At 64.5% G+C, this 12555-nt stretch carries 10 protein-coding genes; 6 read left to right on the top strand and 4 right to left on the bottom strand.

Annotated features, from left to right (window positions below; all coding sequences use genetic code 11):
* Positions 1 to 30: 30 nt before the first annotated feature.
* Complete coding sequence (locus IVA91_RS14985) at positions 31 to 1371, top strand: MFS transporter (RefSeq protein WP_247448951.1); 1341 nt, start codon at positions 31 to 33, stop codon at positions 1369 to 1371.
* Between the two features lie 61 nt (positions 1372 to 1432).
* Here the strand turns inward: IVA91_RS14985 and IVA91_RS14980 are convergent, their stop codons facing one another.
* The 3 genes from IVA91_RS14980 to galE form a co-directional block, all read right to left on the bottom strand.
* On the bottom strand, positions 1433 to 2134 hold the full coding sequence (locus tag IVA91_RS14980) for a fumarylacetoacetate hydrolase family protein (RefSeq protein ID WP_247278748.1): 702 nt from the start codon (positions 2132 to 2134) through the stop codon (positions 1433 to 1435).
* Between the two features lie 38 nt (positions 2135 to 2172).
* Complete coding sequence (locus IVA91_RS14975) at positions 2173 to 3975, bottom strand: ABC transporter ATP-binding protein (protein ID WP_247458885.1); 1803 nt, start codon at positions 3973 to 3975, stop codon at positions 2173 to 2175.
* Between the two features lie 118 nt (positions 3976 to 4093).
* On the bottom strand, positions 4094 to 5107 hold the full coding sequence (gene galE, locus IVA91_RS14970) for a UDP-glucose 4-epimerase GalE (protein WP_247458884.1): 1014 nt from the start codon (positions 5105 to 5107) through the stop codon (positions 4094 to 4096).
* Between the two features lie 126 nt (positions 5108 to 5233).
* Between galE and IVA91_RS14965 the strand changes: the two genes are divergently transcribed.
* Positions 5234 to 6271, top strand: a complete 1038-nt coding sequence (locus IVA91_RS14965) for a glycosyltransferase family 4 protein (RefSeq protein ID WP_247448948.1) — start codon at positions 5234 to 5236, stop codon at positions 6269 to 6271.
* 178 nt (positions 6272 to 6449) lie between these two features.
* Here the strand turns inward: IVA91_RS14965 and waaF are convergent, their stop codons facing one another.
* On the bottom strand, positions 6450 to 7520 hold the full coding sequence (gene waaF, locus IVA91_RS14960) for a lipopolysaccharide heptosyltransferase II (protein WP_247448947.1): 1071 nt from the start codon (positions 7518 to 7520) through the stop codon (positions 6450 to 6452).
* A gap of 156 nt (positions 7521 to 7676) precedes the next feature.
* On the opposite strand from waaF, the gene rfaD reads away from it, so the two are divergent.
* The 4 genes from rfaD to IVA91_RS14940 all read left to right on the top strand — a co-directional run.
* Entirely contained in the window at positions 7677 to 8657 is a 981-nt protein-coding gene (gene rfaD / locus IVA91_RS14955; RefSeq protein ID WP_247458883.1) for an ADP-glyceromanno-heptose 6-epimerase, read from the top strand.
* Positions 8658 to 8668: 11 nt separating this feature from the next.
* A complete protein-coding gene (gene rfaE1, locus IVA91_RS14950; RefSeq protein ID WP_247458882.1) occupies positions 8669 to 10153 on the top strand; it encodes a D-glycero-beta-D-manno-heptose-7-phosphate kinase in 1485 nt (494 codons plus the stop codon).
* The gene (locus tag IVA91_RS14945; RefSeq protein ID WP_247448944.1) at positions 10150 to 11436 is read left to right on the top strand and encodes an O-antigen ligase family protein; all 1287 of its coding nucleotides are present in this window, start codon (positions 10150 to 10152) and stop codon (positions 11434 to 11436) included. The genes rfaE1 and IVA91_RS14945 overlap by 4 nt, the downstream gene beginning before the upstream one ends.
* Positions 11437 to 11561: 125 nt before the next feature.
* Positions 11562 to 12555, top strand: a 994-nt coding sequence (locus IVA91_RS14940; protein ID WP_247448943.1) for a polysaccharide biosynthesis protein, incomplete at its 3' end; no start/stop codon positions are given.

Below are 12555 nucleotides of genomic sequence, written 5' to 3'. Positions count from 1 at the left end.
ACCGGGGGGCTATCCGAGGGAAACGCTCCAATGGCAACACTCGGCCTTGACGCCACCCGACTTACTCCATCCGAGCATCAGCGCCAGCTTCGTCGCGCGGTGATCGCGTCCACGGTAGGGACCGCGATCGAATGGTATGATTTCTTTCTCTACAGCACCGTCACCGGTCTGGTTTTCGCAAAGCTGTTCTTTCCGCAGTCCGACCCCTGGGTCGGCACGCTGGAGGCGTTTGCGATCTACGCAGTCGGCTTCATCGCGCGCCCGATCGGCGCGGCAATCTTTGGTCACTATGGCGACCGCATCGGCCGCAAGTCGACGCTGATCGCGACGCTGCTCTTGATGGGACTGGCGACCGCCGCGGTGGCCGTGGTGCCGACCTATGCGAGCATCGGCATCTGGGGCGCCGTGATCCTGACCGTGCTGCGATTCATTCAGGGCGTCGGCGTCGGCGGCGAGTGGGGCGGCTCGGTGCTGATGTCGATGGAATGGGCCCGCAGCGACCGATCCCGAGGATTGATCGCGTCATGGCCGCAATTCGGCGTGCCCTGCGGTCTGTTCCTCGCTAATCTCGCCGTGCTGGCGTTCAGCCAGATGGCGGGCGATCAGTTCCTGGCGTGGGGCTGGCGCATTCCGTTCGCGCTCAGCATCATCCTGGTCGGCGTCGGCCTTTATATCCGGCTCGGCATCCTCGAAACGCCGGTGTTCTCAAAGCTCGTGGCCGAACGTCAGGTGGACCGCACGCCGATGCTGACCGTGATCCGGGAGTATCCGAAGGAGATTCTGCTGTCCGCCTTTGCGCGCATGTCGGAGCAGGCGCCGTTCTACATCTTCACAGCCTTCGTCTTTTCCTATGGCATCGGCACCTTGCATGTCTCGCGCGACTTCCTGCTGACCGCGGTGCTCTCGGCCTCGGTGCTGTCGTTCGTCTCGATCCCGCTGTGCGGACATATCTCCGATCAGATCGGCCGCAAGAACATGTACATGATCGGCGCTGCCGTGACGGGCGTATTCGGCTTCGTCTATTTCGCGATGCTCGACACCGGATCGCCAACCATCATCTTCGTCGCGATCATCCTGTCGCTGATTCCGCATGACATGCAGTACGGCCCGCAAGCCGCCTTGATCGCCGAGAGCTTTACCGGACGCCTGCGCTACAGCGGCTCCTCGCTCGGCTATCAACTCGCTTCCGTGATCGCCGGCGGTCCGGCGCCGCTGATCGCAACCTGGCTGTTCGGCACGTTCCACTCGGCGACCGCGATCGCAATCTACATCGCGATTTGCGCTGTCGTGACGCTGGCCGCGACCGCGATGATGACCGATTACACCGGGAAGGACATCAACGTGGCCGGCGCGCATGAGCGGCGAACTTGAGCGCGTAAAAGCCCCGGACGCGACGTCCGGGGCTTTGCGTTTTCCTTGATTTGAGCTCAGCCTATTCTGGCTGGCCGATCGCGACCTTCAACGTGCCGATGCCGTCGACGCCGCATTCGAGCTTGTCGCCTACCTGGAGCTGCGACACGCCGGCCGGCGTGCCCGTCATGATGATGTCGCCGGCGGCGAGCTTCACCTGCTGCGAGAGCTGCCAGATGATTTCGGGCACGTTCCAGATCAGCTCGGTGAGATCGCCCTTCTGCGCTTCCTTGCCGTTGACCGTGAGCCAGATCTTGCCCTTGGCGGGATGGCCGATCTTCGATGCAGGTTGAATCGCGGAGCACGGGGCGGAGCCGTCGAACGACTTGCCGATCTCCCACGGCCGCTCCTTCTTGCGCGAGGCGATCTGGAGGTCGCGGCGGGTGAGGTCGATGCCGACTGCGTAGCCGTAGACGTGGTCGAGCGCCTTGTCGGCGGGGATGTTCAGCCCGCCGCTCTTCATCGCGACGACCAGCTCGACCTCGTGATGCAGATCCTTGGTCAGCGGCGGAAAGGGAATGGTGGCGCCATCAGGCACCAGCATGTCGGCGTGCTTGGCGAAGAAGAACGGCGGGGCGCGCTCGTCATTGCCCATCTCGCGGATGTGCTCGAGATAATTGCGACCGACACACCAGATGCGGCGCACCGGATAGCGGCCGCTCTCGCCGACGACGGGAAGCGAAGCCTGGGGCGGAAGCGGAATGACGTAGGAGGCGGCGTTCATGGAGCGGATCTCGCGGCTCTTGAGGTTGATAAGGAACTCTATGCGGTTGCGCTGATCGGCGCCAGAGCGCCGGAATGGTGATGCTGCAGGCGGAAGAACGACGCATAGCGCCCGCCGCGGCGCAGCAGATCGTCGTGCCGGCCGTGCTCGACGATTTCGCCGCCCTCGACCACCAGGATGCGGTCTGCGTGCATGATGGTGTGCAGGCGGTGCGCGATCACGATGGTGGTGCGGTTCTGGCAGAGATGCTCGATCGCCTCCTGCACCTGCCGCTCGGACTCCGAATCGAGCGCGGCGGTGGCTTCGTCCAAGAGGATGATCGGCGCGTTCTTGATCAACGCGCGCGCCACCGCGATGCGCTGGCGCTGGCCGCCTGACAGCTGCGTGCCGTGCTCGCCGACGGGCGTGTCATAGCCGAGCGGGAAACCCGTGATGAAATCATGTGCGCAGGCCGCCTTCGCGGCCTCGACGATTTCCTGTTCGCTCGCGCCCGGCCTTCCGAAGGCGATGTTGTTGCGGATGGTGTCGCGGAACAGATAGACGTCCTGGCCGACATAGGCGGTCTGCGCTCGGAGCGATTTTCGCGAGACTGACGAGATCGACTGCCCGTCGATCACGATCTCGCCTTGCGTCACCTCGTGGAAGCGCAAGAGCAGCGCCAGCACGGTCGACTTGCCGCCGCCGGACGGGCCGACCAGCGCGGTGACCTTGCCCGGCTCGGCGACGAAGCTCATGCGGTTGAGCACGGTCTCGCCTGAGCGATAGGAGAAGCTCACGTCGCGCAGCTCGATGCGGGCATCTGACAGCTTCAGCGCCGGCTTGTCGTCATCGGACTGCTCGCTCGCCGGACTGTCGACGACCTCGAGCAGCATGCGCGCGCCGACCAACTGGCTGTTCAGGTCGATGTTGAGCCGCGCCAGCCGCTTGGCCGGCTCGGTCGCCATCAGGAATGCCGTCATGAAAGAGAAGAACGCGCCGGGCGTCGCATTGAGCGCGACCACGCTGTAGCCGCCATAGAGCAGGCAGCCGGCAACGGCGAATCCGCCTAGCATCTCCATCAGCGGATTGGAGCGGTTGGCGACGCGGGCCATCTTGTTGGCATTGCGCTCGACGATCGCGATGTTCTCGTCGATGCGCTTCTGCATGGTGTCTTCGAGCGTGAACGCCTTCACCGTGCGGATGCCCTGCAGCGATTCCTGCATGGTTTCCATGATGTCGGCGGTGCCGGTGAACTGGTTATGCGCGAGACCCTTGATGCGCTTGACAAGCTTGCGCAGCACCAGCATCGCAGGCGGCACCGCGACGAGGCCGATGAACGACATCATCGGGTCCTGCCATACCATCACGCCTATCATGGCGAGCAGCATCAAGAGGTCACGCCCGACGGCGTTGACCAGCATGTTGAGCACGTCGGTGATGGACTTGGCGCCGGCGGTCAGCCGCGCCAGAAATTCGGACGAATGCCGCTCGGAGAAGAAGCCGACGCTTTCGCACATCAACTTGGCGAAGAGCTGACGCTGATTGGTGGCAAGGATGGCGTTGGAGATCTTCGTCAGGATCACCATGTGGCCGTAGGTCGCAACGCCCTTGATGAACAGCAGCACCACCGTGATGCCCGAAAACATCGCGATGCCTGGAATGTTCTTGTCGACATAGGCCTGGTTGATGACCTGGCCGAGCACGTAGGTCGCGCCTGCGGTCGCGCCGGCGGCGAGCGCCATCAGCGCGAAGGCGACGAGGTAGCGTCTCCAGTAGACGACCCCTTGTTCCAAAACCAGGCGGCGAATCAAGACCGCTGCTGCATAGGGGTCGTCAGTGATTTTCTTTGGAAACTGGGCCATCCGGTGTCCATTGACGGCGCGGGACAAAGCCTGCCCGTGCGTCAGGGATCGATGGGCCTCTGTGCCCGCTCGGCTACAGTTTTTCAAGCCCAATTAAGGGCTTGCGCTCGGGTTGATTCTAGGCCGAGACGGCGTGGCGGAGCTCGCCATGGCGCTCGCGGAACAGCTTGTCCTCCCAGGCGAGGGCGTGCGCGGCGATGGTCTCGAGGTCGTCATACTGTGGGTGCCAGTCGAGCAGGCCGCGGATGCGGCTGGTATCGGCGACCATGGTCATGATGTCGCCAGGCCGGCGCGCGGCGTATTGCACGGCGAAGCTGCGGCCCGAAACCCGGCGCACCGCGTCGATGGTCTCCAGCACCGAATAGCCGCGGCCATAGCCGCAATTGAGCGTCGTGGAGGCGCCGCCATTGCGCAAATAGGCCAGCGCCGAGCGATGCGCCTGCGAGAGGTCGGTGACGTGGATGAAATCGCGGATGCAGCTGCCGTCCGGGGTCGGATAGTCCGTGCCGAACACGTCGATCTTGGCGCGCTGGCCGGTGGCGGCTTCAACTGCGATCTTGAGCAGATGCGTGGCGCCGACAGTGGCAAGCCCGATGCGCGCCTGCGGATCGGCGCCGGCGACGTTGAAGTAGCGCAAGGTCACATATCGCATGCCGTAGGCGGCCGCGACGTCATGCAGCATGATCTCGGTCATCAGCTTCGACGAGCCGTAAGGCGAGAGCGGTCGCGTCGGCGCATGCTCGGGCACCGGCACCTGGTCAGGATCGCCGTAGACGGCGGCGGTCGAGGAGAAGATGAAGCGGCTGATGCCGCGCTTGACCGCGACGTTGAGCAGATTGCGCGCGGTCGTGAAGTTGTTGCGATAATAGCCGAGCGGATCGCGCATCGAATCCGGCACGACGACCGAGCCCGCGAAATGGATGATGCTCTCGATGTCGTGCTGCGCGATCACGCCTTCGAGCAGGTTCTCGTCGCCGGCATCGCCGATGAACAGCGGCACACCTTCCGGCAGATAGGTGGAGAAACCCGTGGAGAGATCGTCGATCACGACGACGTCCTCGCCGGCTTCCGCCAGCGCCAGGACCGTGTGACTTCCGATGTAGCCGGCGCCGCCGGTGACTAGCACAGTCATGATCTCACCCGTCTTCGATCAACGCGCAAAACTACCGCCCGCGTGGTGAAGAGGGGGTATCGGCGCGGCTGAACTGGTCACTATGCTTAATGTTGCGTATAGGGATCTTTCGAAACGGAGCATGACGTGGCGAATTTCCCCGGCGATCTCGAAGTGATCGTGCCAAATCTGCACAGGCGCTATTCCGGAGTCACCGCGACCAATCGGATGGTGGCGCCGCGGCTGGCAAGGCTGTTTCGCGCGGCCTGGTTCGGCTCCGATGCGCCGGCTGGGATCGGCCGCCTGACCGCTGCGGATTTTCTGAAGCTATGGCGGCGCAAGGCGCCGCTGATCTGGCATGCGCGGCGCAACAACGAGATGATCGCCGCCGTCGCGTTGCGCGCGCTCGGCTGGCCCCTGAAGCTCGTGTTCACCTCGGCCGCGCAGCGGCATCACAGCTGGATCACGCGCTGGCTGATCCGGCGCATGGATGCGATCATCGCAACGAGCGACATCTCGGCATCATTCCTGAAAGTGAAGGCAACCGTGATCCCGCATGGTGTCGACACCGACGTCTACGCACCGCCGACAGATCGCGCCGCGGCCTTCGCGGAAGCCGCGCTGCCCGGCCGCTACGCAATCGGCTGCTTCGGCCGCGTGCGCGCCCAGAAGGGCACCGACATATTCGTCGATGCGATGTGCCGGCTGCTGCCGCGCCATCCGGATTTCTCCGCTGTGATCGTCGGCCAGGTCACGCCCGAGCAGACGCCCTTTGCCAAGGACCTGAAGCAGCGCATCGAGACAGCCGGCCTGCAATCGCGCATCGTCATGACCGGCGAATTGCCGATCGAAGCGGTGCAGCGCTGGTACCAACGCTTGACGATCTACGCCTTCACCTCACGCAACGAAGGTTTTGGCCTGACGCTGATCGAAGCGATGGCCACCGGCAGCGCTCTCGTCGCCGCACGCGCCGGTGCCGCCGAACTCGTGGTCGAGGATGGCGTGACCGGCGTGCTGGTGCCGCCGGGCGATGTGGATGCGCTGGTCGCCGCGCTGGAACCCATTATGCGCGACGTGGATGTCGCGAGCGCGATGGGCGCGCGCGGGCGGGCGCGTGTGCTCGCAAAGTTCAGCCTGGATGCGGAGGCGGCGCGGATCGGCGAGGTCTATCGGCCGCTGCTCTGAACCGGCTTTTTCGCGACCGCCAAACAAAAAGTGCGAAAACAACCCCATGCACCGTAGCCGGTGCTAGTAAATCAATGGGTTGACCGCTGGTACGATCTTTTGCGGATTTTTCGAATCGCGTTTGACTCGTCGGGCAAAACACCGGCAGGATGTCATCATCGGCAATGGCCGGATCGCCTCACGTCGTCGCCCGCGCTTCCGCTTCACTCAACACCCGCTGCGCAATCGCGACCACCTCGCTCGCCGCGACGTCGCGCATGCAGCGGTGGTCGTTCATCTTGCAGATCGTGCTCTGGCACGGCTGACAGGACAGCACGCTCTTGTTCTGAACCACGGTGGCGGCAAGGCCGTTGAGCGGGGCCCAGAGATAGGGGTCGGTTGGGCCGAAGATCCCCATGGTGGGCGTGCCCAGGGCGGCTGCGATGTGCATCAGGCCGGAATCGTTGGAGATCGCGACGCCGGCCGCGGCCATGGCCAGCACGCCGTTGCGCAGATCGTTGCCGGTGAGGTCTCGCACCCCCGCGCCGCCGGCCGCGACGATCTCCTGGGCGAGGCCTTTCTCGGCAGGGCCGCCGACAACCCAGACCTCCAGCCCGCGCTCCACCAGCAACCGGGCGGCCTCGGGATAGTAGGTCCAGCGTTTGGACACTCCGACCGAGCCGGGGGCCAGCGCTACGGCTGCGCCGGCGCTGAGGCCATTGGCCTGCCGCCAGCGGGCGATCTCCTCGGCCGGGACCCGCAATTGCGGCACCGGCCATTCCGCAAGCAGCGGCGCGCCGTCGGGCTGGGCGAGGGCGGCGTTCTTGTCGATGAAGCGGGGCAGCTTCTTCTCGCCCCAGCGCCAACGGTTGAGCAGGCCGAACCGGAACTCGCCGACGAAGCCGACCCGTTCGGGAATGCCGGCCAGTGCGGGCGCGATGGCCGCCTTCCAGGTCCGGGGCAGCACGAAGGCGGTGCCGTAGTTCCGCTCGCGCAGGCGTTTTGCCAGGCTGACCTGGCGGCCAATTGCGAGCCGGCCGCGCGGCAGGTCCCAAACGACGCCAGCGCGCACGCCGGGCATGTAATCGACCAGCGGGGCGCACAGGGAGGTGGTCAGGAGATCGACCGGCCGGTTTGGCCATCGCTGATTTAGGACCCGCACGACGGTGTGATTACGGACGAAATCGCCGATCCACATGTAGGGAATGATCAGGATCGGGCGCGTGTCGTCCCGGTCTGCATATTCCCCAAGTTGCGAATTTTGATTCATTGTAATACGATCGGGCGAGCTGATATGGGCGCTCGGTTAGCCGCTCCCAGCCGGCAGGTAAAGCCGGCTGAGGAACGATCCCAAAACCGCTTACACTTTGGCAGATCATGCGCTACGGCAGGACCGGGCATTCAGAAAATCGGGCAGGTAGGTGGAATGTTGCTGGTGACCGGCGGGGCCGGTTTTATCGGATCGAACGTCGTCGCCGCGCTGAACCAGGCCGGCCGCAGCGACGTCGTGGTCTGCGATCTCCTCGGCTCTGACGGCAAATGGCGCAATCTCGCCAAGCGGCAGCTTGTGGATATCGTCCCGCCGGCCGAACTGGAGGGCTGGCTGAAGGGCCGCAAGCTCGACGCAATGATCCATCTTGGTGCGATTTCCGAGACCACCGCGACCGACGGCGATCTCGTGATCGAGACCAATTTCCGCCTCTCGATGCGCCTGTTGAACTGGTGCACGGCGAATGCGGTGCCGTTCATCTATGCCTCATCGGCCGCGACCTATGGCGATGGCGCGGATGGCTTTGACGACGTTTCCTCGCTGCCGGCGCTGAAAAAGCTGCGGCCGATGAATCTGTACGGCTGGAGCAAGCACCTGTTCGACCTCGCTGTTGCCGAGCGCGTAGCGGCGGGCGACCCGCTCCCGTCGCAATGGGCGGGCTTGAAATTCTTCAACGTGTTCGGCCCCAACGAATACCACAAGGGCTCGATGATGAGCGTGCTGGCGCGCCGCTTCGATGACGTGAAAGCGGGCCGCGTCGTGCAATTGTTCAAGTCGCATCGCGAAGGTATTGCCGACGGCGACCAGCGCCGCGATTTCATCTATGTCGACGACGTCGTGCGCGTCGTCATGTGGCTGCTGGCGACGCCGTCGGTCTCCGGCCTCTTCAACGTCGGGACCGGCAAGGCGCGCAGTTTCAAGGACCTGATGCTGGCCGCCTATGCAGCGCTCGGCAGAAGCCCCAACATCGAATACATCGACATGCCCGAGGCGATCCGGGGCAGCTATCAATACTTCACCCAGAGCAAGGTCGATCGTCTCCACCGCGCCGGCTATAACGGTGGCTTCACGACGCTTGAGGACGCGGTCAAGGCCTATGTCGGGGATTATCTCGACCGGCCCGACCGCTTCCGCTGAGGCCCAACACCATGCCGACGCCCATTCTCGATTTTGACGCCCTCGCGGAAGCCATCGCCGGCCGCACGGTGCTGTGCATCGGCGATATCATGCTGGACGAATTCGTCTATGGCGAGGTGTCGCGGATTTCGCCGGAAGCGCCGACGCCTGTGATCACGGCCCAGCGCAGCGAGATCCATATCGGCGGCGCCGGCAATGTCGCGCGCAACGTCGCTTCTCTCGGCGCGCGCTGCATCTTCGTCGGCGTTGTTGGCGAGGACGATGCCGGTGCACGGCTCAAGACGGCGCTGGACGAGCTCGCCGCGATCGAAAGCGTGCTGGTGTGCGATCCCTCGCGGCCGACCACGCGAAAAGTCCGCTTCGTCTCCGAACATTTTTCCATGCACATGCTGCGCGCGGATTGGGAGCAGGCGGCGCCTGTCTCCGATCAGGTCGAGACGAAGCTGATCGAGGCGATCCTGCCGCAGATCGCGCGCGCCGACCTCGTGCTGCTGTCGGACTACGCCAAGGGCGTGCTGACGGCGCGCGTCATCCGCCGCACCATCGACGCCGCGCGAAAGCTCGGCAAGCCCGTGATCGTCGATCCCAAGAGCCTGAACTGGGCGATCTATCGCGGCGCCACGCTGCTCACGCCCAACCGCAAGGAATTTTCGGAAGCGACGCGGAGCCGCGCCGACACACCGCAGAGCATCGTCGATGCCTGCGAGGACGTGATGCGGCTTGCCGATTGCGAGGCGATTCTGGTCACCCAGGGCGAGCACGGCATGACGCTGGTGCCGCGGGGCGGCGAGGCCGTTCACGTTCCGGCTTTCCCGGTGAAAGTGCGCGACGTCTCCGGTGCCGGTGACACCGTCGCCGCGGCGCTCGCGGTGTCGCTTGCGGCCGGCGCGGACTGGGACACGGCATTGCGCATGGCCAACGCCGCCGCCGCGGTCGCGGTCGGCAAGCAAGGCACCGCCAGCGTGAGTGCGGCCGAGCTGCGCCGAAAGATCCTGCCCCATGCCAGTCTCGCGGCCGAGGAGAAGATCGTGCTCGAGCCGGCCGCGCTCGACGCCCAGCTCGCCGAATGGAAGAGGCAGGGCCAGCGCGTCGGCTTCACCAATGGCTGTTTCGACATCCTCCATCCCGGCCATGTCAAGGTGCTGACCGCGGCGCGCGCCGCCTGTGACCGCCTGATCGTGGGTCTCAATAGCGACGACTCGGTGCGGCGGCTGAAGGGCGCCGATCGCCCGGTCCAGGACGAGCGCGCGCGCGCGGATGTGCTGGCTGCGCTCGAGGCCGTCGATCTCGTCGTCATCTTCGAGGAGGACACGCCAATCGAGCTGATCACCAAGATCAAGCCGGCTGTGCTGGTGAAGGGCGGCGACTATACCCGCGAGCAGGTCGTCGGCCACGAGGTCGTCGAGGCCGCGGGAGGGATGGTCGTGCTGGTCGATATCCTCCAGGGCTTCAGCACCACCGCGCTGGTGCATCGCGCGCGGGGAGGGGGCAAGTGACGACGCTCGCCCGTGAGACCCCCGGCCAGATATTGCGGCGGCGCCTGCGCAGTCCGGCGGCCTGGCGCGAGACAGTCGATCTGTTTGCGATTCTGAGTGCGGCCTCGCTGCCCTGGTCGACGTCGCTTACAGGGATCTTCAGCGCGCTGATGCTGCTCTGCATGGTGCCGTTCCTCGACGTCCGCGCGTTCCTGCAATCGCTGAAGCGTCCGATCTGCGCGGCGCCGATCGCGCTGGTCGTTCTCGCGCTACTCGGGACGCTGTGGTCGGATGCGTCCTGGGGCGCGCGCCTGTATGCGGTCAATCCGACCGTCAAGCTGCTCGTGCTGCCCCTCCTGCTCTACCATTTCGAGCGCTCGGCGCGCGGACATTGGGTGTTCATTGCCTTCCTCGCCTCCTGCGCGCTGCTGGCAGTCGCGTCCTGGCTGGTCGTCTTCTATCCGAACCTCACGATCAAGCCGGGCGACATTGAGCGCGGCATCATCGTCAAGAATCACATCGACCAGGGCCAGGAATTTACACTGTGCGCGGTCGCGCTCGCCTATCCGATCGTGATGCTGGTGCGCGAGAACCGATACTGGCTCGCCGGGCTGCTCACCGCGCTTGCGATCAGCTTCTTCGCCAACATGGCCTTCGTGGTGGTGTCGCGCACAGCGCTCGTCACCATTCCGATTATGTTCGGCGTGTTCGCGCTGCTTCATCTCAGATGGCGCAGCATTGCGATCGTCGGCGCCGTGCTGATCACCGGCGCTGCTCTCGCCTGGCAGGTCTCGCCACATTTGCGCCAGACCGCTGAGAGGTTTATTAACGAGTATACGCGCTATGTGGAAAGGGGCGAGCCGACCTCGATCGGGCTGCGGCTCGAATTCTGGCGGAAATCGCTCGGCTTCTTCGCGGAGGCGCCGATCGTGGGGCACGGCACGGGCTCGACCCGCGGATTGTTCGAGCGGGTCGCGACACCCAGAGGGCAGTACCAGGCGTCCGCCGAAGTGATCGGCAATCCGCATAACCAGACGCTGAACGTCGCCGTGCAATGGGGCGCCATCGGTATCGCCGTTCTCTACGCGATCTGGATCCTGCAGCTGCTGTTGTTTCGCGGCGACGGGTTCGCCAATTGGATCGGACTCCTGGTGGTGGTGCAGAACGTCTTCACCTCTCTGTTCAACTCCCACCTGTTCGACTTCCACGAGGGCTGGATGTACGTCATCGGCGTCGGCGTTGCCGGCGGCATGGTGATCCGGTCTCAACGAGCCGAGGCGAAGCCGGAAGATGCCGGTTTCTGAACGGCCCTGGCGGCCGGCGGCCTCGACTGGCAAGCGTCACCTCGCAAGCCTTCTCTGGCATGTCCTGCCGAGATGGGTTATCAGCGCGGACAGGTTGCATCTAACTGGGTTTCATTGGTCGGCAAATGACGCGTCTTTCGCATCTCACTTTGCGCAATTTCCTGATCGCGCTCCACGACTTGCTGGCAACCACAGCGGCGCTTTTTGTTGCCTTCTATCTGCGATTCGAGGGCGGCGAAGGCTTCTTCGAACGCTTGCCGTTGCTGTTCCAGATCCTGCCCTATTTTCTTGCCTTCAGCGTGGTCGTGTTCTTCGTCTTGAACCTGACCACGACGAAATGGCGCTTCATCTCGCTGCCGGACGCGCTGAACATCATTCGCGCGACAACCGTGCTGACGGTTGCCCTGCTCGTGCTCGACTACATCTTCGTCGCCCCCAATGTTCGTGGCGCCTTTTTCCTCGGCAAGGTGACGATCGTCCTCTACTGGTTCCTGGAGATCTCCTTCCTCAGCGCGCTGCGCATAGCTTATCGCTATTTCCGCTATACGCGGGTGCGGCGTCAGGCGAAGACCGATGATGCTGCGCCGACGCTGCTGATCGGCCGCGCCGCGGATGCGGAGGTGCTGCTGCGTGGAATCGAGAGTGGGGCGATCAAGCGTATCTGGCCGGTCGGCGTGTTGTCGCCGTCGCTTGCGGATCGGGGCCAGTTCATCCGCAACCTACCGGTGCTGGGCGGCATCGACGATTTCGAGGAAATCATCGCGGACTTCGCCAAGCGCAACAAGCCGATCGCCCGCCTCGTGATGACGCCGTCGGCGTTCGAGCCGGAGGCGCATCCGGAATCGATCCTGATGCGGGCGCGCAAGTTGGGCGTGATCGTCAACCGCATGCCCTCGCTCGAGAGCGGCGACACGCCGCGGCTTACGGCTGTCGCGGTCGAAGATCTCCTGCTGCGGCCGAGCGAAAAGATCGATTATGTGCGCCTCGAATCCCTGATCAGGGGCAAGGCGGTGATCGTTACCGGCGGCGGCGGCTCGATCGGCTCCGAGATCTGCGAGCGCGTCGTCGCCTTCGGCGCCGCGCGTCTTCTGATCGTGGAAAATTCCGAGCCGGCGCTCT

Origin of the sequence: Bradyrhizobium sp. 153, from assembly GCF_023073835.1 — a bacterium.
Lineage (GTDB): Bacteria > Pseudomonadota > Alphaproteobacteria > Rhizobiales > Xanthobacteraceae > Bradyrhizobium.
Note: the sequence above shows the minus strand (reverse complement) of the source record. Positions and strands in the feature narration are given on the sequence as shown.

Excerpts from the sequence above, each read along its gene's own strand:
- IVA91_RS14985 (WP_247448951.1), top strand. The coding sequence starts at position 31 with ATGGCAACACTCGGCCTTGACGCCACCCGACTTACTCCATCCGAGCAT.
- IVA91_RS14980 (WP_247278748.1), bottom strand. The coding sequence starts at position 2,134 with ATGAACGCCGCCTCCTACGTCATTCCGCTTCCGCCCCAGGCTTCGCTT.
- IVA91_RS14975 (WP_247458885.1), bottom strand. The coding sequence starts at position 3,975 with ATGGCCCAGTTTCCAAAGAAAATCACTGACGACCCCTATGCAGCAGCG.
- galE (WP_247458884.1), bottom strand. The coding sequence starts at position 5,107 with ATGACTGTGCTAGTCACCGGCGGCGCCGGCTACATCGGAAGTCACACG.
- waaF (WP_247448947.1), bottom strand. The coding sequence starts at position 7,520 with ATGAATCAAAATTCGCAACTTGGGGAATATGCAGACCGGGACGACACG.
- rfaD (WP_247458883.1), top strand. The coding sequence starts at position 7,677 with ATGTTGCTGGTGACCGGCGGGGCCGGTTTTATCGGATCGAACGTCGTC.
- rfaE1 (WP_247458882.1), top strand. The coding sequence starts at position 8,669 with ATGCCGACGCCCATTCTCGATTTTGACGCCCTCGCGGAAGCCATCGCC.